We start from the raw sequence: 23927 nt of genomic DNA, 5'->3' as shown, positions 1-23927 counted from the left end.
TCCGTCGCTCGAATCGGCCCATTCCGTTGACGGCCTTGGTCGGAAGCAATAATGTAAGCGGCGTGCACATGTCGGTGTCCGGCGACGAGTTCGGCGCGGAGTGCGCGAGATTCACCAATCGATCCCGATTGTCGGGCGATCTACCGGGAGGCATTGCCCCATGTCGAAGCGCATCCTCAACGTCGTCACCAATGTGGGTCACTACGACGATCCCTCACACAAGACCGGCCTCTGGCTCTCCGAACTCACTCACGCCTGGCATGTCTTCGAAGACGCGGGCTTCGAACAGGTTCTGGTGAGCCCCAGAGGCGGCGCGGTGCCGCTCGAGCCGCGGGCGCTCAAGTTCCCCAACTATGACAAGACGGCCAAAGCATGGCGGGCCGACCCCGCGCGGATGGCTCTCCTGGAGAACACGCTGAGCCCGGAGGACGTCGACTCCGTGGATTTCGACGCGATCTATTTCACCGGCGGTCACGCCGTGATGTACGACTTTCCCGACAGCGAAGGACTCCAGCGGATCACCAGGGAGATCTTCGAGAGCGGCGGCATCGTCTCGTCCGTCTGTCACGGGTACTGCGGTCTGCTCAACACCAGACTGTCCGACGGTTCGTATCTCATCGCCGGCCGAAAGATGACCGGGTTCGCCTGGCGGGAGGAAGTGCTCGCCCGAGTCGACAAGCTCGTGCCGTACAACGCCGAGGAGCGTTGCAAAGAACGCGGAGCTCTGTACGAGAAGGCGAAGTTGCCCTTCGTCTCCTATGCGGTCGTCGACGGCAATCTCGTGACCGGACAGAATCCGGGTTCGGCTAAGGAGACTGCAGAGAAGGTAGCCGCTCTTCTCTGATCGGCGCGGCCGCGGCTCGCCGGTAGGGCGGTACTGATTGGTACCAAACTCTTGTACCGGCGAGTAACGAATGTCTATTCTCATCGGTGGTGACATAGGCGACCATCGACGTCGAATGTGATTCAGGGCTATTCCTTCGGTCGATCGGTGGTATCGAGAAGGAGACGTGATGAAACGATTCGCCTCGGCAGCGCTGGCTTCCGCACTTCTGCTCGGCGGAGGTGGGCTCGCGGCTCCGGCCGCTTCCGCCGCTTCCGATCTCGGACCGCGCGGAGCGCAGTACGTCTCGATCGGCGACTCATACGTGGCGGCCGGCGCACTGGCGGACCTGTATGGCAGCCGAGGAAACCCGACACCGTCCTGCAGTCAGGCGCCCGACGACGTCGGCCATCTGGTCGCGAAACGACTCCGCGTGAGCTTCGCGGACTGGGCGTGCAGTGGCGCCGAGACCGCAGACGTCCTCAAGAACACGCCCAAGGGACGTCAATTGAACGGGTTGAGCGGAAAGACCCGTTATGTGTCGGTCTCGATCGGCGGCAACGATGAGATGATCTTCGGCGGACTGATGGCGAACTGCTTGATCGGGGCGTTGTGCAATACGCAGTTCCGGGAGGCGACAATGGCCAAGATCGACCGTCTCGGACACAGACTCGACACGGTGTACGCTGCGGTCCGCACCGCGGCGCCTAATGCGGAGGTCGTCGTGCTGCCGTACCTGCGTGTCCTTCCAGGTGATCCGCGCGGATGTTTCGTCGACGGCCTGATGGGACGCGATGCGGTCGCCTTCGCGAACAGGGCCGAGAACAAGCTGAATGCGACGATCATCGGTGCCGCGAAGCGTGCGGGATTCACCGTGGCGGACGATCAACAGGCCGGACACGACATGTGTGCCCCCGACGGGCAGCGATATGTCTCGATGACCGGGGTCGGGCCGAAGGACGACGGCGTACCGATCCACCCGACGCTCGCCGGACGGCAGTACACCGCCGATCTGATCGCCGCGGCCTTCCGTAGCTGACGACGTTCGGGACGAGCGCTCGGGCCGCCGCGACGCTGCCGGCTCAGTGTTGTCGGCCCAGCGTCGTCGGCTCAGCGGTGGCCGGCCGGGTCCGGCCGGTCCGCCGACTCGGCGCGGATCGCGCCCAGGCCCTCGCGATACGTGGTGATGCGGAAATCCGGGAAGCGCTCGGCGAACTTCGAAGCGTCGAAGACGTTGTCGTGGGCGTAGCGGGGCAGCAACTCCCGGATCTCCCGCACCTGCGGGCTGACGGTGCCGATGGCGGTGAGAGCCCATTTCGGGATGACGGTGTACCGGTCGGGCGCGCCGAAGGTGTCGGCGGCCATGTGAACGAATTCCCGGTAGGTGGGGTGACTGTGGTCGACCGGGAGGTGCCAGGTCTGGCCGTAAGCGTCCGGCGCGTTGCCGAGGGCGGCGAGTGCGCGGCTCGCGTCGGGTGTCCAGATGAGGGTGCGCGCACGGTCGGCCCGCACCGGGACCAGCGGCGTCTTTCCCGCCTTGATCCGGTCGATGACCAGTGAGTTGGTGAACCCCTGCGTACGCCCGGGGCCGTAGAACTCCGGCGCGCGGGCGATGAGGGCGGGGATGTCGCGCCGTGCGATCTCGTCCAGCACCATCGTGGCCATGTCGGCGCGGACTCGACCCTTGCGGCCGACGGGAGCGAACGGAGTGCTCTCGGTCTGCACGCGGTCGTCCTGCGGATACATGTACGTGTTGTCGAAGTAGGCGAACTTCGCTCCCGCGGCCTCGGCGGCGCCCAGCGCATTGCGCAGCATCGTCGGGAACTGGGTCTCCCAGAGATGCGTGTTCGCGGGGAGACCGGCGGTGAAGTACACGATCTCACTGCCGGCAACCGCCTTCGCGGTCTGCTCGGCGTCGAGCAGATCGGCGCTCACGACCCGGTCTGCGGCGTCCACCTTGCGTGGGTTCCGGCTGACGAGCCGAAGGTCGTCGGTGTATGAGCGCCGCAACTCACGCGCCAACTCGATCGCTATCTGACCGTTCGCCCCCAGAATCGTCTGCGTCATCGCCGAATGTCCTTCCGCCGGCCGCCTGTTAGACGAGGCCACCGATATGTATGCACTGATTACATCATCGTAGGCTCGGCCCCGATCGCTGTCAACGCGGCCATGCGTGGGCGTCGGTTCAGAAATCCCAGTCGGCGTCGGTGGTCGGCTGCTGGGAGCCGATGACGTAGCTGCTTCCCGAGCCGGAGAAGAAATCGTGGTTCTCGGCGGCGCCCGGATCGAGTGCGGACATGATCTCGGCGGGTACGCGACACTGGTCGGGCGGGAACAACGGATCGAGTCCGAGATTCGACAGTGCCTTATTGGCGTTGTAGCGCATGTAGGGAAGAACCGGCTCGGTCATCCCGAGTCCGTCGTACAGATCGTGTGCGTAATCGACCTCGTTGTCGTACAGATCGGTGAGCATGGAGTAGGCGAAGTCGGCGAGTTCGGTGCGCCGCGCGCGGTCGGCGTCCTGCACGCCGCGCTGGAACTTGTATCCGATGTAGTAGCCGTGGACTGCTTCATCCCGGATGATCAGACGGATGATGTCGGCGGTATTGGTGAGGATCGATCGCGCCGCCCAGTGCAGAGGCAGGTAGAAGCCGCTGTAGAACATGAACGACTCCAGCATCACCGAGCTGATCTTCTTCTTCAGCGGGTCGTCGCCGCGATAGTAGTCGTGCACGATGCGAGCCTTGCGCTGCAGATATGTGTTCTCGCGCGACCATGCGAAGGCCTCGGTGATCTCCGGTGTGGAGCACAGGGTGGAGAAGATGGAACTGTAGCTCTTCGCGTGCACCGACTCCATGAACGCCATATTCGTGTACACGGCTTCTTCGTGCGGCGTGACGGAGTCGGCCAGCATCTCGATGCAGCCGACGGTGCCCTGCATGGTGTCGAGCAGTGTCAGGCCGGTGAACACCCGGATCGTCAGCGTCTGCTGCTCGCGGCTCAGGGTGCCCCAGCTGGGCAGGTCGTTCGACAGCGGCACCTTCTCGGGAAGCCAGAAGTTAGCGGTCAGTCGGTTCCAGACGTCCAGGTCCCGCTGATCGGCGATGTCGTTCCAATTGATCGCCTCCAGCGGTGAGGTGCTCATTCCGTGGCTCCGGTGGCCGGAGTGAGGAACGACGTAGCGGTGCCGCGCCGCGCGACCTCGAAGCGGTCGGCGACGTCGGACCAGTCGATCAACGACCACAGCCGGTCGATGTAATCGGTCTTGACGTTGCGGTACTGGAGGTAGAACGCATGCTCCCACGTGTCGAAGACGAGAATCGGGGTGGTCGTCGGTGCGACGGTGATGTGGTGATCGTGGATCTGAGTCACCACCAGCCGTACGCCGAGCGGGTCCCACGACAGGGCCGCCCAGCCGGCTCCCTGCACGCTCGCGGCGGCGGCGTTCATCTCGGCCTGGAATGAGTCGAAGTCGCCGAAGTACTCGTCGATCGCGGCCGCAAGTGCGCCGGCGGGCCGGCCGCCGCCTTCCGGCGACAGGTTGGTCCAGAACATCGAGTGCAGGATGTGTCCAGCCAGATGGAACGCCATCGCGCGCTCCAACCCGGGGAGATTCGAGAAGTCGCGCTCGGCCCGAGCCTGTTCGATCCGCTCGAGCGTGGTGTTGGCTCCCTTGACGTAGGCGGCATGGTGCGCGCCGTGATGCAACTCCATGATCTCGCCGCTGATGGCGGGTTCGAGATCGCCGTAGTCGTAGGGCAGATCGGGCAGGTGGTAGACGGGCACCGGTGACTCTCCTCGTTGAGCGTGACTCTCGTACGTCACGCCACCCTAGCGAGGATTCGGGTGCCCGAACAAGTTAATTCAACACGGCGTCTCTCTATTGTTCGTACGCTAGTGAATAGGCCTTGAGCGGGAGCCGGTGTCAGCGGCTGATCCAGCCGGATGTCGACGCCTGAGCCATCGCATCCGGAATGGTGGTGCCGCGGAACCCGAAACGGTCGACGAAGGGCCGGACCAGCCCGGGGATCCGCGCCGCGAGCGCGTTCGTTCGCGTCGGGACGATCAGATCTTCACGCCGCTCGATGCCGCGGACCAAGGCGTCGACCACCGTCTCCAGCGGAATCATCTTCCACAGTCCGCTCTTGTTCCCTCCCCAGAGCGTGTTGCCCGCGGGATCGGAATGCACGTCGTCCATCATCGGCGTCTTGAAGAAGGTCGGGTGCACGCTGCCGACACCGACACCGTGATGACGCACTTCGAGACGGGTCGCATCGCACAGGGCCCAGACGCCGGCCTTGCTCGCCACATAGGGGCCGTTGAGCGGAGAGTGCACGAACGCCGCCATCGAGGAGACGGCCAGCATGTATCCGCGCTCGGACTTGACATGCGGAAGTGCGGCCCGGAACGTGCGCCACACGCCGTTGAGGTTGATGTCGATGATCCGTTCCCAGGCCGCGGGGTCGATCGTCTCGAGCGGCGCCATCGATCCGACGCCCGCATTGGCGATCACGACGTCGATGCGGCCGAAGTGCTCGGCGGCCGCATCGACCGCGGACTGCAGGCTGTCCAGGTCGCGTACGTCGGCGGACCAGCCGCGTGCGACAGTCTCGGGGCCGAGCTCGGAGGCCTGGCGCTGGGCGAGATCGGCGTCGAGGTCGACGAGGGCGAGGTTGGCGCCGCGGTCGCGCAGTGCACGGGCGACGGCCGACCCGAGGCCTCCGGTGGATCCGGTGATGAGAACGGTGCGGCCGGCGAGCTGGTAGCGGGACATTCGAAACTCCTGAACTGGTGGTGCGGTGGGTGTGGCGGTGGGCGGGTCAGTCGCCGGCGGGAACGTGCTCGGCGAGGAATGCGAGTTGTTGTGCGACGTTGGTCTCGAAGTCGTCCCCGACGTAGATGTCGAAGTGGCCGCCTCGCTGGATCCGGATCTCACCCTTGGGCGCCTTCGCGGCGTGACGGAGGGTGGCGCGAGTGGGCGCGACCGTGTCGTTCTCGCAGACGGCGAAATGGATCGGACAGCTGACCCGGCCCGCGTCGTGCCCCGGAAAATACCTGATGATGTCGAGCGCGAAGCGAGCCGCCACGTCGGACCTGATGTCGGCGCCGGGCGGCATCAGGGCCTCCACTCCCGGTGCCGAATCCGGTGCGGTCATCAGGGCTGTCGACCCCGGCGCCCCGTAACTAGGCACCATGATCGGCGTGCGTCCGAGGCGGGCGCCGATCAGGTCGCGCACCGCGAGTGCGGTGACCGTGGCGGATGTGACCGGCGGAATCGCCATCGACGACGCCAGTCCGTCGGTGAAGGGGCACTGCGCGATGACTGCGGCGATGCGGTGATCACGCGCGGCGGTGTGGATCACGTGGCCGCCGCCGAAGGACGTGCCCCAGATCACCACCCGCTCGGGATCGACGTCGTCCAGAGTCCGCGCGTACGCGATCGCCGCGCGCCAGTCGTCGAGCTGGCTGCCGATATCGAGCAGTTGGCGCGGCTCACCGCTGCTGGCGCCGAAGTGCCGGTAGTCGAAGACCAGGCATCGGTATCCGGCGGCGGCGAAGCGGTCCGCGAAGGCGTCGAGCCGCATCTCCTTCACGCCGGCGAGACCGTGCGCCATGACGATGACCGGCCCGGGTGTACCGACCGCGTCGGCGGGCTCGTACAGCCAGCCGGCGCAAGTTCCGCCGGCCGAAGGAAAGGTCACATCGTTTCGAGGCATGCTCCGACGATATAGAATGAGATCCAAATATGGAAGTGATTCCAACTGTGGATTGTCTTCGCCGACGGTCCGGACGGTGCTGCTCCTCCCCGGTCCGGCGATTCGACTATCGGGGCGTGACGCCGTAGCGTTTTCGGGTGCACTCCGACGACGACACGAGAGTCCCCGCATGGCGGGTGGCCGGCGAAATCCCCGTTCCGTTCTCCGACGCCCTCGCTGCGTGGGCCGTCGCGGCCCGGGAGGCTTTGATCGAGACCGCGCGCGTGTACGGCTCGCTCATCACCCAGGCTGAGCTGGGATTCCAGGTTCAGAGTCAGACCGGCATCAAGGCCGGCGCTCCGGTGCGCAAGTGGATCGCCGATCTCCTCGGCGCCGTCACCGAAGGGCAGGACGACAGCGAACCGCTCCTGGCGTCGCTGTGTGTGCTGCTCGACCAGACAGCCGGTGATGCTTACGCGCATGCGCTCGGTGTCGCGGGCCGGTCCGTCCCCGCTGATCTCGACTCGGATGCGGCGCATGTGCGGTTCCGCTGCTACGAGTTCTTCGGTGCGACGATCCCGGCGGGTGCCCGCCCGACGCTGGCTCCCCGGGTAGCGGAGAAGCGCGCCGCTCGCGGTCCGGCACGACCGCCCAAGGCAGCCAAGTCGCCGGCGAAGGCGGCCAAGTCCGCTGAGCCGGGAACGAAGCCCGCGGCCGCGGCCGAACCGAAGCCGAAGAAGGCCAAGGCCAAACCCAAAGCCGACCCGAAGCCGGAAGAGCCCAAGCCCAAGCTGTGCCCGAACTGCTTCACCGTGCTCTCGACATCGGGTGAATGCGGCTTCTGCTACTGAACGCCGCGCTCGCGGGCTCTATGGTCGAACTGTGAACCCCGAACGTGCTGAGCGCGACCTGGACGAGTCGATCCGCATCCACGTGGCACCTGATCGAGTGTGGTCGCTGTTGATCGATCCCCGGACGATGACGCAGGCGAGTCCGGAACTCTTCGCCACCACCCGCCGTCGTCGCGGACCGCTGCGCGCCGGCGAGACGTTCGTCGGATGGAACCGGAACGGTCTGGCGCTCTGGCCGACGGTCAACACCGTGACGACGTTCGACATCGGCCGGGAAATCGCGTGGCATACGCGATCGAGCGGAGCGGTGTGGACCTACACCTTGACCGCCGACGGTGACGGGACCGTGCTCCGCGAGCGTCGCCAGATGCCCGACGGTGCGTCGGCCACCGCACGGCTGTTCGCCCGCGTCCTGCTCGGCGGTATCGAACGCCATACCGATGAACTCTCCGAGCACGTGTCCGCGACGCTGGCCTGGATCAAGACGGCGGCGGAACAGCCGGAGATCGCGCACAACTGACGACGAGTGCCCACGGCCCGGACACCGTGGGCATGAGCGCCGGTCCAAGACGTCGTCATCGCTGCGGCCGCGTGAGCCGACGCCGGTCCCGCTCGGGATCGACCAGCAACAGAACCGCTGCGCCTGCCGCCAGCAACAGTCCCCCGCAGACCAGGAAGACCGCGTGATAGCCGTCCGCGGACGTTGCCGCGTTCTGGATCAGACGGCCCGCGACGGCCGGTGCGAGCATGCCCGCCACGCCGAAGAAGGCGAAGAAGACGCCCAACGCCGTACCGCGTTGCGCCACCGGAGTTATTTCGGCGACCGCGGCCGTCGCGGCGGGAAATATCGTCGTGTACAGGATGAATGCAGGCAGCATCAGAATCAGCTGGAATGTTCCGCCGGTTTCGGCGAATCCGAACATCGCGACCGCTGCGATCACGATCGCGACGGCGGGCACACCCGAGCGCGACCACCGGCTCGACACACCGCGGGCGAGCAACCGTCGTGAGACCCAGCCCTGGCCGAACATCGCGACGGCGCCGGTTGCGGCGACCGCGGCGATGAGGTTTCCCGTCGACACCGTGCTGATACCGCGCTCCGACTCGAGATATGTCGGCAGCCAGGTGGTGAGGATCGCCGTCACGAAGTAGCACGCGAATCCGGCGAAGGCGAGGAACAGCCAGGTGGGGGAGGCGAAGATCTGCCGATACGAGACCCGATCCGGGCCGGTCTCCGCGGCGGGTTCGTCGCTGGGGCGTGGTGTGGTCGGAGCGGCGTCGTACGGTCCCTCTCTGCCGATCGCCAGCCACAGAACGGTCCAAACCAGACCGGCGATGCCGAGCACGCCGAAGCACCAGCGCCAGCCCCAGTGCACTTGGACGAACGCCATCGCAGGCGCGGCGATCAGCACACCGAGGGATGAGGATCCGAGGACGATCGCATTCGGCACGTCGCGCTTCTCATCGGGGAACCACTTCATCACCGCGTGCAGCGAGACCGGCGACGCCGGCCCCTCGGCCAGGCCGAGGACCACTCGTGAGATCAGGAGCACGGAGAACGATGCCGCGCCCATCACCGGGAACTGGACGACGGCCCACACCAGCGCCATCGCGATGAGCATCCAGCGTGTCTGGACCCGGTCGACGAGAATCCCTCCGACAACGGTCGAGACGCCGAACAGGAAGAAGAACCCGCTGGCGATCAGGCCGTACTGCGACGGGGTGAGTCCGAGATCGACCATCAGTGCGTGGGAGGTGAGGCCGAGGACGGACTTGTCGCCCCAGTTGATCACCATGAAGAGCGCGAGTGCGGCGGTGATCAGCCAGGCGCGCCGGGTGGAGTATTCCCTGCCGGTTCCGTCGAGGGGTGTCGTCGCCGACTGGTCCGGAGTGAGTGTGCTGGTCATGTGAGGTCTCAGTTTCTCACGGTCACCGCGGCAGGTCGCCGGCGACGGTGACGCGTTCCATCACGCGGCAGTGCGGGAAGTAGTCGTTGACCGCGTAGTGCTGGGTGGAACGGTTGTCCCAGATGGCGACCGAGTCCGGCTCCCACTGGAAGCGCACCTGGTACTCGGGGGTCCGGGCCTGGAACATGAGGTAGTCGAGCAGTTCGTCGCCCTCGGTCTTCGACATTCCGACGATCTCCGCGGTGAACGGCTCGTTGACGTAGAGCAGTCTGCGCCCGGTCTCGGGATGCGTGCGGACGATCGGATGTGCGATCGGCGGGTGGACCTCCGACATCGCCGCGCGCTGCTCCTCCGACATCGCCAGTCCCCACGACTTGGTGAATGTGTGGATCGCGGTCTTGCCGTCGATCCGCTCCTTCACCGACTCGGGCAGGTTGTCGTACGCGGCTGCCATGTCGGCCCAGACGGTGTCGCCGCCGGACGGCGGGATCTCCACCGCGCGGAGGATCGAGGCCATCGACGGGTCCTTGCGGAAGGAGGTGTCACTGTGCCAGGTGTTCTCCATGCCGATCGCCATGTCGCCCTTCGCGAGCCGGGAGATCTCCTGGACGTCGCCGTTGGGAAAGAAGTCGTTGATCTCCACAGCGCCCCAGCGGCGCGCGAGGCTGATGTGCTGCGCACCAGTCAGTGTCTGATCGCGGAAGAACAGTACCTTGTACTCGAGGAGTGCGCGGTGGAGTTCGGCGTGCAGGGTTTCGTCGACGTGACCGAGGTCGACGCCGCCGATGTAGGCGCCGATGGTCGGGTTCGCGGGCGCGACGTCGAAGAGCGTGTACGGCAGCGAAGCGTCGGCGTCGTCCCCGTTCCGATGCAGGTTGCGGGCGCCGAGGTGAACGCGCGGATACGCGGTTTCTCCTGCGGTGTGGATGGTCTGGAACTTGACTGCGGTGTCGTTGGTCATACATCGAGTGTGAGCGATGACACGTACGCTCCGGCCTGTGACTTGAGACAGCAGGTTCTCCCACGACTTGTGCTGTAGCACAATCCACGCATGGAGACATCAGGCGCCGCCATCGGCGAGGCCCCTCCGAGCGGAGTGACCCGGATTCTGGACGCGGTCGGACGCCGGATCGGCGCGATGGCACGGGAGATCACCGACACCGAGGCGGCGCGGACGCTGCCCGAGGAGATGTTGGATTCGGAATTGGTGTCGATCGGCAACCGGGTGTTTCCGATCGCCGTACGCTGCCTCCGCTCCGGAGGGACTCCGACCGACGATGAGCTGAAGGTGGTGCGCGAGCGTGCCGAGCAACGTGCCCGCGAGGGGGTTGCGCTCTCGATCGTGCTGGCTCTCTGGCAACGCGGATTCCAATTCGTTCACGACGAGTGTCGCGCCGCCGCCGACAGCGATCGCGACGCCGACGCACTCGGCTGGATCGGTGCCGTCGGGTTCCGGCTGCAGGAGGTGTTCATCGCGCAGTTGGTAGAGGCGTACCAGCAGGAGCTCGCGGTCCAGTCCGACGAGACCACCGGCGGCCCGCAGTTCGTCGGGCGACTGCTGCTGCTCGGCCACGATCCCCGCGCGGACGCCGAGCGGTTGAACGTCCGGCTCGACGTCGCGTACCACGTGCTCGCGGTGCGGCTCGAGAAGTCGCCGGGCGAGACATCCACCGAGCGGTCGGCGCGCGAGGTGGCCGGCCGACGGAAGCTCCACCGGGTGCAGCGGCTGTTCCGCTCAGACGGCGGACCGGCCATGCTCTCGATGCTCGATCGCGACGGTGGCACCGTTCTGATCCCGACCGCGTCGTACCCGGTCGACGCCGACGGCGACGCGAGGCTGCGCAGACTCGTCGCCGCCGTGGCATCGGCCGCAGGTGCACCCGCCACCGCCGCGGTCGTCGAATCCGTCGATCGGGGAGCGATCAAGGACGCTGCGGTGGAGGCGCAGGAGGTGCTCGGAGTCGCGGTCGCGCTGGGACGGCCCGCCGGTCTGCACCGTCTTGCCGACGTGGCCGTCGCCTACCAGCTGAGTCGGCCCGGCCCCGGCGCGCAGCGGCTGTCGGAGACGATCGGCCCGATCGTCGATCATCCCGACCTGATGTCGACGCTGCGCACGTACCTCGACTGCGATCTGGACAGGCTGCGCACCGCACGCGCATTGCACGTTCACCCGAACACGATCAACAACCGGCTCAACAGGATCGAGTCGTTGTGCGGAGTCAGCCCGTTTCAGACGATGGGCATCGTCGCGTTGTATGCGGCCCTCACCTCGTTGGCTGTGGGTCTGTAACCGGCGCCGGGTGCATGGGGGCGAGGATTCTGACCTGTCCGATGTCAGTCCCGCTGCGCCGTCGAACCCCGCACGACCAGCCGGACCGGGAGCCGGACGTCGTCCGGTTGGGGGTCGGTGCCGGAGACCATCCCGAGCAGTAGGCGCACTCCCGCCGCACCGATCTCGTGTGCGGGCGTGACGACGGTGGTCAGCGGAACGGGGAGCTGCGCGGCCACCGGGATGTCGTTGTAGCCGACGACGCCGAGATCGCCGGGGATGGACAGACGCAGGTCGCGGGCCACGCCGAGCAGGCCGATCGCCATGGTGTCGCTGACGCAGAAGACGGCGTCGGGCCGGTCGTCGCGGGTGAGCAGTGAGCGGGCCGCGTCGATCCCGCCCTGCACATCCATTCGAGCGTGCGCGATGCGATGGTCGGGGATGCGGACGCCCGCGTCGCTCATCGCGTCGAGGAAGCCCGACAGCCGGTCGTGGCCGGTCGTCGCGAACAGTGGACCGCCCACCGCCGCGATGCGCCGGTATCCGCAGTCGAGCAGATGCCGCCCGGCGAGCGCGCCGCCGAGACGGTCGTCGCCGCCGGCGAAGGGCAGACCAGACCCGGCATGGCGGTTCAATGCCACCGCGGGGACGGTGAGCTTCAATCGGCGGACGAACTCGGCCGCCGGGCTGTGCAGACTGCTGAGGATCAGACCGTCCACCTGACGGCCCGTGAGCAGTTCGATCGCCTGTCGCTGCGCGTCGGGGTCGTCGGGCGGGCTGGACAGGAGCACCGAGTACGAGGCTTCGCGTGCGGCCTGCTCCACGCCCTGGTAGACGGTCGCGACCACGCCGTCGGTGAGCCGGGGCATCACCGCGCCGATGGTCGTGGTGCGCCGGGTGCGCAGGCTCGCGGCCCACAGGTTGGGCTGATAGCCGAGTTCCTGCGCCACCTCGCGGACTCGCTTGGCCGCCTCCGACCATCCGTCGACCGGTTCGGTCTGCCGCAGTACCCGCGAGACCGTGGAGACGTGCACACCGGCACGTTCGGCGATCTCTTTCATCGTCGGCGGGCGCGTGCGGCGCGGGCCGGAGTGATCTGTCATCGGGTGGGTCCTCGTCGATGGGCATTGACGTCGATGGGCATTGACGGCTCGCCGCCGTGATGGATACTCTCACTCCACCATATGCAATCGATTGCGCAAAGCATTGCAGCCACGTCGTCCCCGAACTCAGGAGAATCCTCATGGCCGACCCCCGCACCGTCACCGAACTCTTCGCCCTCGACGGACTGCTCTCCGACGAGGAGAAGGCGATCCGCGACACCGTCCGGAAGTTCGGCGCGGAGAGGATCCGGCCGCACATCGCGGGCTGGTTCGACGAGGCGCGGATCCCGGCGCGCGAACTGGCCAAGGAACTGGGCGGACTCGGGGTGCTCGGCATGCACCTCGACGGTTACGGCTGTGCGGGAATGAGTGCGGTGACCTACGGCCTGGCGTGCCTGGAACTCGAGGCGATCGACTCGGGCATCCGTTCGCTGGTCTCGGTGCAGGGCTCGCTCGCGATGTTCGCCATCCATCACTGGGGCAGTGAGGAGCAGAAGCAGCAGTGGCTGCCGCAGATGGCGGCGGGCGACGCGCTCGGCTGCTTCGGGCTCACCGAACCGGATTTCGGGTCCGATCCGGGAGGCATGCGCACGCGGGCGGTCCGCGACGGCTCCGACTGGGTGCTCAACGGCGCCAAGATGTGGATCACGAACGGTTCGGTGGCCGACGTCGCGGTGGTGTGGGCCAAGACCGACCTGACGCAAGGCGCCCGGGGGATCCGCGGCTTCGTCGTCCCGACCGACACGCCCGGATTCTCGGCGCCGGAGATCCGCGCCAAGATGTCGCTGCGCGCATCGGTGACTTCGGAGCTGGTCCTGGAGGACGTGCGTCTGCCCGAATCGGCGATGCTGCCCGAGGCGGCGGGTCTGAGCGGTCCGCTGAGCTGTCTCAACGAGGCGCGCTTCGGGATCATCTTCGGCTCCATCGGCGCCGCCCGCGACTGCCTGGAGACCGCGATCGAGTACGCGTCGACCCGCCGGGTGTTCGACAAGCCGCTGGCCGCCTACCAGCTCACCCAGGCCAAACTGGCCGACATGGCACTCGAGGTCGGTAAGGGACACCTGCTCGCCTACCAGCTCGGCCGGCTCAAGGACGCCGGTGAGGTGGAGCCGGCCCAGGTGAGTCTCGGAAAGCTCAACAACTGCCGGGAGGCGATCAAGATCGCCCGCGAATGCCGCACCATCCTCGCCGCCAACGGGATCACCCTGGAGTACCCGGTGATCCGGCATGCCAACAACCTCGAGTCCGTGCTCACCTACGAGGGCACGTCCGAGGTCCACCAGCTCACCATCGGCCGCGCCCTGACCGGCGAAGCCGCCTTCCGGTGACGGGCGACGGCGCTGGCGGAGCCCTCGACGGGCTGCTGATCGCCGACTTCGGCCGAGTGCTCGCCGGGCCCTACGCGACCATGCTCCTTGCCGACCTCGGCGCCGAGGTGGTGAAGATCGAACGGCCGGGATCGGGTGACGACACGCGGTCGTGGGGGCCGCCGTACGCGGGCGGGCAGGCGACGTACTTCCAGGCGGTGAACCGCAACAAGTCCTCGCTCGCGCTCGATCTGCGCGACGCCGACGACCTCGCCTCGGCTCGGGACCTCGTCGCACGGGCCGACGTGGTGGTCGAGAACTTCCTGCCGGGAGCCATGGACCGGCTGGGTCTGGGCTATTCCGAAGTCGCCGCGGTCAACCCCGGCGTCGTCTACTGCTCGATCACCGGCTTCGGCGGACACAACGACCTGCCTGGATACGACCTCTTGGTGCAGGCCGTCGGCGGTCTGATGAGCATCACCGGCGCGTCGCCGGAGGAGCCGACGAAGGTCGGCGTCGCGCTGGTCGACGTGGTGACCGGTCTGCACGCGGCCGTCGGCATCCTGTCGGCACTGCGCCACCGTGACCGCACCGGCCGAGGGCAGCGGGTGGAGGTGAACCTGCTGTCGTCGCTGCTGTCGGCACTGGCCAATCAGGGTTCGGGATACGTCGGCGCGGGTGTGGTCCCGCGGGCCATGGGCAACATGCATCCGAGCGTGGTGCCGTATCAGCCGTTCCCGACGGCCGACCGTCCCCTGATCCTCGCGGTAGGCAACGACCGCCAGTTCTCCGCGCTGACCGCCGAACTCGGCGCCCCCGGGATGGCCGACGATCCGCGGTTCGCCACCAACTCCGACCGCGTCGCCAATCGCGAGTCGCTCATCGACGAACTCACCGAGCTGCTGCGCGCCGACACCGCCGACGGCTGGTTCACCCGATTCGCGGCGGTCGGAGTCCCATGCGGACCGGTCAACGACATCGCCGAGGCGTTCGCATTGGCCGATCGGCTCGGACTGGAACCGATCGCGCAGGTCGACGACCCGCGCCGCGACGCGCCGGTCAGGACGGTGGCCAATCCGATCCGGATGTCGGAGACGCCGCCGGTCTATCGGAGCGCTCCGCCGGAGCTGGGAGAGGACTGACGGCGCGGATGCGTCAGGCGACGGGCCCGGTGGCGCGCTTGCGCGCACCCGGACCCGGTTCATTGCGTACCTCGCGCTGGGGCACGGGGTGCCCGGCGTCGCAGACGATCTCGGTGCGCACCGGAGCGCCGCACCCGCGGTGCACCACGTTCAGCGACGGGCCCGCCGGGTCGGCGCGGTGCTTGTCGCCCCACCGGAGCATGGAGATCAGCACCGGCTGAAGGTCGAGCCCGGCGTCGGTGAGTCGATACTCCTTCCGGCGCCGCGACCCAGGCTCCCGATACTCGGAGGCCACCAGCACGCCGGCGTCGAGGAGCCTGCGCAGACGGTCGGACAGGACAGAGTCGGAGATCCCGGTGTGCTGCTTGATGCGGTCGAACCGGCGCACACCATTGAATACCTCGCGCAGCACGAGCACGCTCCAGCGGTCGCCGATGACGTCGAGCGTGCGCTGGACGGAGCAGTTGTCGGTGTCGAAATCCAGCCAGTCCACGTCGCCAGTCTAGCTGGCTTCGATGTTGACAGTCAGTTGATCGGCGATCTAACTTCTCTATCAGAAGTCAGCGGCAACGTGTCGCCGACATCGATCGCAGGAGAGACACGATGACCGACACCGCACCGATTCCGTCGACGTCGAGCGAGTTCATGGACGCTTCCGGCCTCGTCGTCACCGAGGCCTCCGGCACGCGCGTGGAGGGATACGCCGATCTCGACGAGCGGCACCACACGCCGTTCGGTGTGGTCCACGGCGGCGTGTACGCGGCCATCGTCGAAAGCGCTGGCAGCATCGGCGCCAGCGTGGCCGTGGCCGACCGCGGGCAGTTCGCGGTGGGGCTGAACAATTCGACGGACTTCCTGCGGTCGTCGCGAGGTACTCGTGCGCGGGTGGTCGCCGAACCGATCGTTCAGGGCCGCACGCAGCAGCTCTGGCTCGTCCGGATCAGCGACGAGGCCACCGGCAAGGATCTCGCCCGCGGGCAGCTGCGCCTTCAGAACATCCCGCTGCCGGCGGGCGACTGACGCCCTGCGCAGCGCTGTGCGACCATCGATGACGTGGCCGACTACCTCGTTCCCGACTGGGCCGACGCGGCGCTGGTGCTCATCGACGTCCAGCGGGACTTCGTCGACGGCCCGGCCGCTGTGCCGGGTACGCGCGAAGCCATTCCGGCGATGACGGCGGCGGTCGCGGAGTTCCGTCGGCTCGGCCGGCCGGTGGTCCACATCGTGCGGTCGTACCGCCCGGGGGAGAGCGACGTCGACCTGCTCAGGCGTGCCGCGGTCGAGGCCGGTGACGCGGTCGTCGCGCCGGGCACTCCGGGAGCTGAGATTCCCCCAGATCTGCTGCCCGGTCCCGTCGAGTTCGATTGGGATTCACTGCGATTCGGTGCGGTGCAGCAGATCGGCGCTGCGGAGTACGTGGTGTACAAGCCCCGGTGGTCGGCGTTCTTCCGCACGCCCCTCGACTCGCTGCTCGGTGACCACGACGTGAGCACCGTGGTGGTCGCGGGCTGCAATCTGCCCAACTGCCCCCGGGCCACCCTCTTCGACGCCTCGGAACTCGATTACCGCACCGTCCTGATCTCCGACGCGACCTCGCAGGTCACGCCGGCTCGGCTGGCCGATCTGGAGTCGATCGGCGTGCAACTGCGCACCGCCGACGAGGTGGTCGCAGCACTGGCCGGCGACGAACTGCTCGGTTCCGCGGAGACGCTGTGGGTGGAGTTGCTGGAGCGGGTCGACGGCGATCTCGACCGCGCCGGCGGCTGCGGCGACTGGACGGTCCGACAGCTCGTCGACCATGTCGCGGGCGGTGCGCAGCGGTACGCCATCCTGCTCGACGGCGGCAGCGCGGCGGACACGGCGGCTACCCGCGGTGTCGACTACATCGGCGCCGATGCTGTCGGCAGCTTCTGGGAACAGGAGCACCGACTGCGGGAGGCGGCCGAGCACGCGGATCTGAGCGCGCTGGTCGATCACCGGGCCGGGCGGCGCACCGGCGCCTCGCTGATGCATTTGCGGCTGCTGGAACTGACCCTGCACAGCAAGGACCTCGCCGACGCGCTCGGCGTGGAATGGACGCCCCCGGCGGAACTGGTCGCTCACCTGCTCGATGTGGGCACGCCCATCATCGAGGACCTTCGCGCGCTCGGGTTGTTCGGTCCGGAGCTGCCCGCCGCCTCCGATCACCCCGCCGACCGGCTGCTCGCCGTCGCCGGACGCGGCGCGTGACCGCCCGGCCCCGATAGTCTTTCCCCGTGACTCCCGACTCGGCCGAGAACGCCGCCGCGCACCGCCGCTTCCGTCTGGCGTACGTCCCCGGCGTCACGCCGGCGAAATGGGAACGCAAATGGCGCGAACGGTTCGCCGACGTGCCGCTCGAGTTGGTGGCGTGCAGCGTGTCCGACAGCGTGCGGCTGCTCGCCGACGGCGCGGTCGACGCGGCCGTCACACGCTTGCCGGAGGCCCTCGACGCCGTCGATCCCGGACCCCATCACACCATCGATCTGTACGTCGAGACCACTGTGGTCGTGGTTCCGAAGGACCACTACCTGACCCTGACGGACGAGTTGCGCGCCGACGACGTCGCCGACGAGACCTTTCTGTCGCCCCTCGACGACGCCCTCACCTGGGATCGGTGGCCCGGGCCGTTGCTCGACCACCGTCCGGCGACCACCGCCGACGCGATCGAACTCGTGGCGGCCGGCACCGGACTGCTCGCCGTGCCGCAGTCGCTGGCCCGGCTGCACCATCGCCGCGACCTCGTCTACCGGCCGCTGCTCGACGCCCCCGTCAGCCGGGTGGGACTGGTCTGGCCGTCGCCCACGTCCCAGCTCGCCGACGAATTCGTCGGACTCGTCCGTGGTCGCGGGGCGAACTCGTCGCGCGGCAGGGAGCCGCAGCCCAAGCGGACCGCGAAGGAGAAGGCTGCCGCCAAGCGGGCGAACCGCGAGGCGGCGGGCAAGATCGCAGGCAATAGCTTCGGCAAGGCCGCACGACGCGGTCGGCGGTAACGATGAGGGTCGGAGTCTAGTAGCCCCAGGTCGGAGTCCCGTCAGTGTCGGACTCACAGGTTGCGATTGCGTCGGTACCGCTGATCCGGGCGCGCGCCCCGGGTTCGGAACACTCAGTACCGTACGTCACAGCAGGACGAGACTGGTGTGTACGGTCGGTCCACGCGCCGTTCTCTGCGCTGCAGAACAGTGTGCCGTCAGCGGAGATGTCACCGAACTGATCCAACCCGCACTCCTGCCCTTCGACGGGTTCGGGCGTGACGGTCACGGGTTCGGGCTCCTCGGTCGGCGTGACCTGCTCGTAGACCGTGGCGATCGCAGGAGCAGTGGTGGTCGATGGCGTGGATGTGACGTGCGTCGTGACCGTGGTCTGTGTGATGGGTGCCGAAGCTGTCGGCGTCTCGTCCCGTTGCTGGAAGTACGCGTACGCGGCGGCTCCACCGACTGCGAGGACCGCGGTCGCGGCGAGTGCCGAGACCGCCGTGATCCATCGGTTCCGGCGCGACGACGATCGGTGGTGCGGATGGCGCCCTGGAACCGAGTGCGTTCCGACAATCGTCTGGGCGTAGGCCGGACCGGTCAGCGGCGTTGTTCTGCCATCCAGCGCATCGGACAACGCAGCCACGAATTCGGCACAACTCGAGTATCGCGAGTCGGGCTCTCGCGACAGGACTCGAGTGAACACCGAATCCAACGTCGCCGGCAGATGCGGGGCGAACTTTGAAAGGCTGGGCGGCTCACCGTTCAAATGAGCCGACATCAGCGCGGTCATAGTCTTACCGGTGAAGGGAGCCTGCCCAGAGAACAAATGGAACGCGGTAGAACCGAGTGAGTAGATGTCTGATCGGTTGTCGATTTCCGCGCCCTCAATCGCTTCCGGGCTCATATACGCCAAGGTGCCGACGGTGATTCCGGTGGAGGTCAAGGTCGTCGTCTCTTCGGCCGCTTTTGCGATGCCGAAGTCGGCGAGCTTCACTGCCTCGACGGTGTCGTGATCGTCGATCGCGAGAAGGATGTTCGCGGGCTTCACGTCGCGGTGGGTGATCCGCTGCTTACGCCACGCGTAGTCGAGCGCTGACCCTGCGCTCGCGACTAGAGACATCACTCGGGTAGGCGACAGCGGGCCAGTCGATTCGAGCAACTGGCCGGCATCGGTGCCTTCGACGAACTCCATGGTGGCCCAGAGACGGCCGTCGTACTCGCCGCGGTCGTACAGCGTAACGATGTTCGGGTGTGACAGTTGGGCCAGAAGATCCGCCTCACGCTGGAACCTGGCTTTGAACTCGCTGTTCCGCGAGACACCCGCGTCGAGCAGTTTCAATGCATCACGACGCGGCAGACGGGGATGCTCGACGAGAAACACCTGTCCCATCCCGCCGGCGCCGAGAGTGCGCAGGATCCTGTACCCGGCGATTTCCGTCATCTCCATGAAGTGCTCTTTTCGGTCGCAGCATCGACCGGGCAAGTGTGCCATGCGAGCCGATGGTGAATCGAACGAATGGCACGCGTGATCGGCACAGAGCATTCGGTCTACCGTGGGACCGGAGATTGAGGAGGCGCTCGTGAAGATCGCGATCGAACCGGTTGTGGACCGGCACCTGTCGGAGGCGGTGACCGGAGCCGGAAGTGAGGTGACCGGGCTCGACGACGCCGAGGCTCTCGTCTGGATCGGCGGGCCGGACGGCTTCCCGCAACTCGGCGACGCCGTCCGCTGGGTGGCGCTCAGTACCGCCGGTATCGAACGCTTCGTCGACGCCGGCGTCTTGGACGGCCGTCGACTCTGGACCAACGCCTCGGGCTTCTACGCAGCGGGCGTCGCTGAACACGCCCTCGCGTTGCTGTTGGCCGGGCTGCGGCAGATCAACACGGCGGTCCGGGACGGGTGGGCGAAGGAACGGATCGACCCGGCCGTCCGGACACTGCGGGGTGCGACGGTCGCGATCATCGGTGCGGGCGGGATCGGGCGCGAGCTGACGCCGCGTCTGGCGGCGTGCGGCGCCTCGGTGATCGCCGTCAACCGCAGCGGCCGCGCCGTCGAAGGCGCTGAGCTGACGCTGCCCGCCGACCGAATGGACGAGGTGTGGGAGCGTACCGACCACGTGGTGCTCGCCGCACCCGACACTCCGGATACCCGTCACCTGCTCAACGACGAGACCCTCGGCAGACTGCACCCGCACAGCTGGGTCGTCAACATCGCACGCGGGCCGCTGATCGATCAGGCTGCTCTTCACCGGGCGTTGTCGGAGGGATTGATCGCGGGCGCGGCGCTCGACGTCACCGATCCGGAACCGCCCGCGGACGACGACCCGCTCTGGTCGCTGCCCAACGTCATCATCACCCCGCACGTGGCCAATCCGGCGTCCGGGCTCACGCGCGAGATGGCGCCCTTCCTCGCGGAGAACATCCGGCGGTTCGAGGCGGGGCAGGAACTGCTGGCGGTGGTCGAGCCGGATGCGGGGTACTGAGGGGGTCGGTGAGTGGGGGTGTGGCGGTCGGTAGGTTTCGACTCGCTGCGCTCGCTCAACCAGCCTGTGGAAGCCTGCTCAACCAGCCTGTTGGAGGTCGCTCAACTGGCCTGTTGGAGGTCGCTGGGGCAGGAGGGTTTCGACTCGCTGCGCTCGCTCAACTGGCCTATATGAAGGCTGCTCAACCTGCCTGTTCAGGGCCTCGCTCAGTCGGGGGAGGGGTGAGGCCGATCGTGCGGCTCGCGGTGACGCGGTCGGCGAGGTCGGCGCGGATCGTCTCGCCGATCAGGGTGTCGGGGCCGGCGCGCCAGCAGGCGCCGAGCGTGTCGTAGCCCACGGATCGGACCGCCGCATGGGCGGGCCAGTAGCGGTACGCCCAGGCGGGCTCGTCGTTCGCGCTGTCGGTCGCGGCCAGCTCGGCTTCCAGCAACTGCCACTGGAGGTCGCGCCGCGACACGCGCATGGACGCCGACGCGGGGACATCCGTGCTCGCCCGGTTCAACACATCGGAACACGCCGCCCTGGCCGCCTCGTCCGCGGAGCGGAGGGTGCTGCGGTGGATCCGCGGGAACAGCAGCCACATCGTCGCCACCGCGAACGCGACGCCCAACAGGGTCTCGATGACGCGTGAGAGCATCTGCTCGCCGAGCGGCTGAGTCGGCGCTCCCATCAGCAGCGCGAGCGGCGTGATGAAGGTGACCGCGAGCGCGTAGTTGGTGGTGACGGTCAGCTCGATCATGATGTTCAGCACGGCCAGCACCACGATCAGCGCGGCGACGTGCAGATCGAGTGTGTGCAGCACGGCGAAGATCGCCAGACCGCCGAGCGTTCCGAGCACGCGGTGCACACCACGCACCGCGCCGCGGACACGGTCGGGCCCCAACTGCAGCACCAGGACCGCGCCCATGATCGCCCAGTCGGGGCGTCCCAGGCCGGCGAGGACCGAGACCCCGCCCGCGAGGAGCGTCGCCACCGTCGCCCGGGTGGCCGTCACTGTCGCGTGGCTGTCGAGGCGCGCTCCGAATCTGAGGCGGTGCACGATGCTGGGACGGGGGAGCGGCGCCATCAGAGCGCCGGCCTCGGCGCCGTGAACGCGGTGATGAGTGAGCCAGAGACGATGTGCGAGATCGCCGTCGATCTGCGCCGCGTCGTGCAGCACCGACCACGCGTTCAGCGTCGACGCCGCGACACTGTGCCTGCGGGAGGGCTCGCGGTTGTCGGCGAGGAAGCGCTCGCCCTCGGCCAGTGCGGTCTCGGTGGCGGCGATCTCGGGTCCGTGTGGGCGCCACAGTCCGGGCGACATGCTGACGATGAACGCGGCGGCCGCGCCCGCGGCCGTACACAGGGCCACCGTCGCGGGGGAGCCGCCGGCGCGGCAGACGACCACGGCGACACCTCCGACCAAGACCAGGAAGAACGGACCGGGAGGCCCCAGACGCAGGGTGTTCACCCCGAACACCGAGACGGCGGTGAGCGCCGCGAGCGCGCCGACCATCGTCATCTCGCGAGCCGTCGATCCACCCGGACCCAGCCATGAGCCGAGCGCGCCGAACAGGGCCGCGGAGGCGACCAGCAGCAGACCCGTGGTGAAGTTCACCCGCCACCTGATCCGGTACGGGCGACGTTCGCCGTACATCAGCGCGAACGAGCCCAGTGCGGCGAGGACCGCGTTTCGCTCGAATCCCAGCCCGTACAGCGTCAGCGCGGGCAGCAGGAAGGCCAGCCCTCCGCGCAGTGCCGGAGCCCAGCGTCCACGGGTGGACGGCCGCGACAGGAGTAGTGCGCGGACCGACGGTCGCGACGGCGGGACCGGAGCGTGATCGGTCATGGGCGCCGCGCCGCCAGATGGACGTCGGGGAAGCGGTGGTCGGCGTCCGCTCGGCTCACCGTGCGCCAGATCTCCGCGAAGCCGGCCGCGACGACCGCGTCGGCGAGCGCGTCCGGATGCCAGCGCCACGCCTTTGCGACGGCGTGATCGAATTCGTGCACACCGGGCTCGTCGGCGGCCTGCGTCGAGATGAGCACCACGGCGCCGGCGGACAGTCGTGCCGACCAATCGACGAGGATCTCGCGCACCTCGTCCGGAGGTACGTGGATCAGGCTGTGCTGCGCCACGACGCCGCCCACCCGTGACAGGTCGACGGTGACGAGCCGGGCGTCGTCCGTCCGGAGCGTCAGCTGCGGGTGCCTCCGTCGGGCCACCGCCAGCATTCCGGCGCTCGGATCGACGCCGCACACGCTGAGCCCGCGTCCGGCGAGATGCGCGGAGACACCGCCCGTGCCGCAGCCGACGTCGACGACCCCCTCATCCGGCCGCGATTCGAGCACCATGTCCGCGAAGGCGTCGACGGCCCGGCGCTCGAGCGCCGTCTGAAACGGATCCGGAAACGTTCTGTCGTAGAGGTCGGCGAGGGCGTCGTAGCCGGGTTGGTCGGCGGTCACGGATCTATTGTGCCGACCGGCGGGCGATCCGGACGAGTTCGGCCGCGGGGCCCTGGAGAGTGCGTGGCGGTCGCCACACGGCGCGCAGTTCCCGGGTCAGATCGAGCCCGTCCACATCGATCACGCGCAACTCGCCGCTGCGCGCGGACTCCTGGACGGCGAGGGTGCTGAGCACGGCGGGGCCGACCCCGCCGGCCACCGCGGTGCGGATCGCGGCGCTGCTGCCGAGTTCGAGGATCGGCGGGGCGATGTCGTATCCGGTCAACGCCACCTCCAGTGTCGTGCGCGTGCCAGATCCGGGTTCGCGGACCAGCAGCGGCGTCGCGGCGAGTTCGGCGATGTCGATGGGGCGCCGACGGCGCGACCATTTGTGGCCGGGCGGAACGACGAGCACGAGGCGGTCGCGCGCGACCACCGCGCTGTGCAGTCCGGACGGAATCGACGGGCTCTCGACGAAGCCGACGTCGCAGCCGCCCGAGGCGACGGCCTCGAACACCGCGCTGGAGTTGCGGACCCGCAGGTGCACGGTGGTCTCGGGATGGTCGGTGCGGAATGTCCCGAGCCACAGAGGCATCAGGTGTTCGGCGACCGTCATCGAGGCGTCGACGGTCACCTCGGCGGCGGTATCGCTGAGCAGCCCGGCCGCCACATCCAGCAGTGCGCGCGCATCGTCGACGGTGCGTCGGGCCCAATGCACCAGCACGGTCCCATCCGGGGTGAGGCGGGAGCCGGTGGTGACCCGATCGAGCAGACGGACGCCGAGCAGGCGTTCCAGCCGCCCGATGGCCCGTGACGCATTGGGCTGTGCGACGTGCAACGCGCGGGCCGCCGCGCTCAGACTGCCGTGGTCGTCGACTCCGACGAGCAACTCGAGCGCCCCCAGGTCGATCGATCGCAAGTCCACGGCTGGA

24 protein-coding genes and 1 pseudogene are annotated in these 23927 nt (G+C 68.0%); 12 read left to right on the top strand and 13 right to left on the bottom strand.

What is annotated here, in order from left to right; genetic code table 11:
* The first annotated feature begins 160 nt into the window (after positions 1-160).
* Both ABFX36_RS14355 and ABFX36_RS14350 read left to right on the top strand, forming a co-directional pair.
* Positions 161-844: a type 1 glutamine amidotransferase domain-containing protein gene (locus ABFX36_RS14355; RefSeq protein ID WP_346076905.1), complete on the top strand. Its 684-nt coding sequence runs from the start codon at positions 161-163 to the stop codon at positions 842-844.
* Between the two features lie 169 nt (positions 845-1013).
* On the top strand, positions 1014-1862 hold the full coding sequence (locus ABFX36_RS14350) for an SGNH/GDSL hydrolase family protein (RefSeq protein WP_346076903.1): 849 nt from the start codon (positions 1014-1016) through the stop codon (positions 1860-1862).
* A 71-nt stretch (positions 1863-1933) separates the two neighbouring features.
* Here ABFX36_RS14350 and ABFX36_RS14345 read toward each other — a convergent pair whose 3' ends face one another.
* The 5 genes from ABFX36_RS14345 to ABFX36_RS14325 form a co-directional block, all read right to left on the bottom strand.
* Positions 1934-2890 (bottom strand): NAD-dependent epimerase/dehydratase family protein, encoded by a 957-nt coding sequence (locus ABFX36_RS14345; RefSeq protein WP_278125825.1) that lies wholly within the window; start codon positions 2888-2890, stop codon positions 1934-1936.
* Positions 2891-3008: 118 nt separating this feature from the next.
* On the bottom strand, positions 3009-3968 hold the full coding sequence (gene nrdF / locus ABFX36_RS14340; RefSeq protein WP_278125827.1) for a class 1b ribonucleoside-diphosphate reductase subunit beta: 960 nt from the start codon (positions 3966-3968) through the stop codon (positions 3009-3011).
* Positions 3965-4609 carry a superoxide dismutase gene (locus ABFX36_RS14335; protein WP_278125828.1) on the bottom strand — a complete coding sequence of 215 codons (645 nt, stop codon included), beginning with the start codon at positions 4607-4609 and terminating at the stop codon, positions 3965-3967. The genes nrdF and ABFX36_RS14335 overlap by 4 nt, the downstream gene beginning before the upstream one ends.
* A 139-nt stretch (positions 4610-4748) precedes the next feature.
* Positions 4749-5597 (bottom strand): SDR family NAD(P)-dependent oxidoreductase, encoded by an 849-nt coding sequence (locus ABFX36_RS14330; protein WP_278125829.1) that lies wholly within the window; start codon positions 5595-5597, stop codon positions 4749-4751.
* A gap of 46 nt (positions 5598-5643) precedes the next feature.
* Positions 5644-6540 (bottom strand): alpha/beta hydrolase, encoded by an 897-nt coding sequence (locus tag ABFX36_RS14325; RefSeq protein ID WP_346076898.1) that lies wholly within the window; start codon positions 6538-6540, stop codon positions 5644-5646.
* Between the two features lie 137 nt (positions 6541-6677).
* Between ABFX36_RS14325 and ABFX36_RS14320 the strand changes: the two genes are divergently transcribed.
* On the top strand, positions 6678-7370 hold the full coding sequence (locus tag ABFX36_RS14320; protein ID WP_346076897.1) for a hypothetical protein: 693 nt from the start codon (positions 6678-6680) through the stop codon (positions 7368-7370).
* Between the two features lie 31 nt (positions 7371-7401).
* Positions 7402-7890 carry an SRPBCC family protein gene (locus ABFX36_RS14315; protein WP_346076895.1) on the top strand — a complete coding sequence of 163 codons (489 nt, stop codon included), beginning with the start codon at positions 7402-7404 and terminating at the stop codon, positions 7888-7890.
* Positions 7891-7945: 55 nt separating this feature from the next.
* Here ABFX36_RS14315 and ABFX36_RS14310 read toward each other — a convergent pair whose 3' ends face one another.
* Both ABFX36_RS14310 and ABFX36_RS14305 read right to left on the bottom strand, forming a co-directional pair.
* Positions 7946-9277, bottom strand: coding sequence for an MFS transporter (locus ABFX36_RS14310; protein ID WP_346076893.1), 1332 nt, complete (start codon positions 9275-9277; stop codon positions 7946-7948).
* Between the two features lie 22 nt (positions 9278-9299).
* Positions 9300-10238, bottom strand: a complete 939-nt coding sequence (locus ABFX36_RS14305) for a TauD/TfdA dioxygenase family protein (protein ID WP_346076891.1) — start codon at positions 10236-10238, stop codon at positions 9300-9302.
* A gap of 90 nt (positions 10239-10328) precedes the next feature.
* Between ABFX36_RS14305 and ABFX36_RS14300 the strand changes: the two genes are divergently transcribed.
* Positions 10329-11567 (top strand): PucR family transcriptional regulator, encoded by a 1239-nt coding sequence (locus tag ABFX36_RS14300; RefSeq protein WP_346076889.1) that lies wholly within the window; start codon positions 10329-10331, stop codon positions 11565-11567.
* A 44-nt stretch (positions 11568-11611) separates the two neighbouring features.
* Here ABFX36_RS14300 and ABFX36_RS14295 read toward each other — a convergent pair whose 3' ends face one another.
* Positions 11612-12649 (bottom strand): LacI family DNA-binding transcriptional regulator, encoded by a 1038-nt coding sequence (locus ABFX36_RS14295; protein ID WP_346076887.1) that lies wholly within the window; start codon positions 12647-12649, stop codon positions 11612-11614.
* Positions 12650-12789: 140 nt separating this feature from the next.
* On the opposite strand from ABFX36_RS14295, the gene ABFX36_RS14290 reads away from it, so the two are divergent.
* Together ABFX36_RS14290 and ABFX36_RS14285 are read left to right on the top strand one after the other, a co-directional pair.
* Positions 12790-13977 carry an acyl-CoA dehydrogenase family protein gene (locus ABFX36_RS14290; protein ID WP_346076885.1) on the top strand — a complete coding sequence of 396 codons (1188 nt, stop codon included), beginning with the start codon at positions 12790-12792 and terminating at the stop codon, positions 13975-13977.
* Positions 13974-15098, top strand: coding sequence for a CaiB/BaiF CoA transferase family protein (locus ABFX36_RS14285; RefSeq protein ID WP_006897489.1), 1125 nt, complete (start codon positions 13974-13976; stop codon positions 15096-15098). The genes ABFX36_RS14290 and ABFX36_RS14285 overlap by 4 nt, the downstream gene beginning before the upstream one ends.
* 13 nt (positions 15099-15111) lie before the next feature.
* Here ABFX36_RS14285 and ABFX36_RS14280 read toward each other — a convergent pair whose 3' ends face one another.
* Positions 15112-15591, bottom strand: a complete 480-nt coding sequence (locus ABFX36_RS14280) for a winged helix-turn-helix transcriptional regulator (RefSeq protein WP_006897488.1) — start codon at positions 15589-15591, stop codon at positions 15112-15114.
* 110 nt (positions 15592-15701) lie between these two features.
* Here ABFX36_RS14280 and ABFX36_RS14275 point away from each other — a divergent pair, with 110 nt between their 5' ends.
* From ABFX36_RS14275 to ABFX36_RS14260, 4 genes and pseudogenes are all read left to right on the top strand, one after another.
* A complete protein-coding gene (locus ABFX36_RS14275) occupies positions 15702-16118 on the top strand; it encodes a PaaI family thioesterase (RefSeq protein WP_006897487.1) in 417 nt (138 codons plus the stop codon).
* Positions 16119-16151: 33 nt separating this feature from the next.
* Positions 16152-16781, top strand: a pseudogene (locus tag ABFX36_RS14270) (cysteine hydrolase family protein); the annotation flags it as partial.
* Positions 16761-17327 carry a TIGR03086 family metal-binding protein gene (locus ABFX36_RS14265; protein ID WP_375004180.1) on the top strand — a complete coding sequence of 189 codons (567 nt, stop codon included), beginning with the start codon at positions 16761-16763 and terminating at the stop codon, positions 17325-17327. The pseudogene ABFX36_RS14270 and the gene ABFX36_RS14265, both read left to right, overlap by 21 nt.
* A gap of 26 nt (positions 17328-17353) precedes the next feature.
* Positions 17354-18109: a LysR family transcriptional regulator substrate-binding protein gene (locus tag ABFX36_RS14260; RefSeq protein ID WP_006897485.1), complete on the top strand. Its 756-nt coding sequence runs from the start codon at positions 17354-17356 to the stop codon at positions 18107-18109.
* A gap of 16 nt (positions 18110-18125) precedes the next feature.
* Here ABFX36_RS14260 and ABFX36_RS14255 read toward each other — a convergent pair whose 3' ends face one another.
* Positions 18126-19538, bottom strand: a complete 1413-nt coding sequence (locus ABFX36_RS14255; protein ID WP_346076881.1) for a serine/threonine protein kinase — start codon at positions 19536-19538, stop codon at positions 18126-18128.
* A gap of 133 nt (positions 19539-19671) precedes the next feature.
* On the opposite strand from ABFX36_RS14255, the gene ABFX36_RS14250 reads away from it, so the two are divergent.
* Positions 19672-20574 carry a D-isomer specific 2-hydroxyacid dehydrogenase family protein gene (locus ABFX36_RS14250; protein WP_346076879.1) on the top strand — a complete coding sequence of 301 codons (903 nt, stop codon included), beginning with the start codon at positions 19672-19674 and terminating at the stop codon, positions 20572-20574.
* A gap of 181 nt (positions 20575-20755) precedes the next feature.
* Here ABFX36_RS14250 and ABFX36_RS14245 read toward each other — a convergent pair whose 3' ends face one another.
* From ABFX36_RS14245 to ABFX36_RS14235, 3 genes are read right to left on the bottom strand one after another with little or no spacing between them, the layout of a single operon-like run.
* Complete coding sequence (locus tag ABFX36_RS14245; protein ID WP_346076877.1) at positions 20756-22402, bottom strand: FUSC family protein; 1647 nt, start codon at positions 22400-22402, stop codon at positions 20756-20758.
* On the bottom strand, positions 22399-23016 hold the full coding sequence (locus tag ABFX36_RS14240; protein ID WP_346076876.1) for a class I SAM-dependent DNA methyltransferase: 618 nt from the start codon (positions 23014-23016) through the stop codon (positions 22399-22401). Before ABFX36_RS14240 ends, ABFX36_RS14245 begins: the two co-directional genes overlap by 4 nt.
* A gap of 4 nt (positions 23017-23020) precedes the next feature.
* Positions 23021-23920 carry a LysR family transcriptional regulator gene (locus ABFX36_RS14235; RefSeq protein ID WP_222110895.1) on the bottom strand — a complete coding sequence of 300 codons (900 nt, stop codon included), beginning with the start codon at positions 23918-23920 and terminating at the stop codon, positions 23021-23023.
* Between the last annotated feature and the right edge of the window lie 7 nt (positions 23921-23927).

The sequence above is a fragment of the Gordonia cholesterolivorans genome (assembly GCF_039531975.1).
Taxonomy (GTDB): domain Bacteria; phylum Actinomycetota; class Actinomycetes; order Mycobacteriales; family Mycobacteriaceae; genus Gordonia; species Gordonia sihwensis.
The sequence above is the reverse complement of the archived record's forward strand: the minus strand, read 5'-3'. Positions and strand labels throughout refer to the sequence as shown.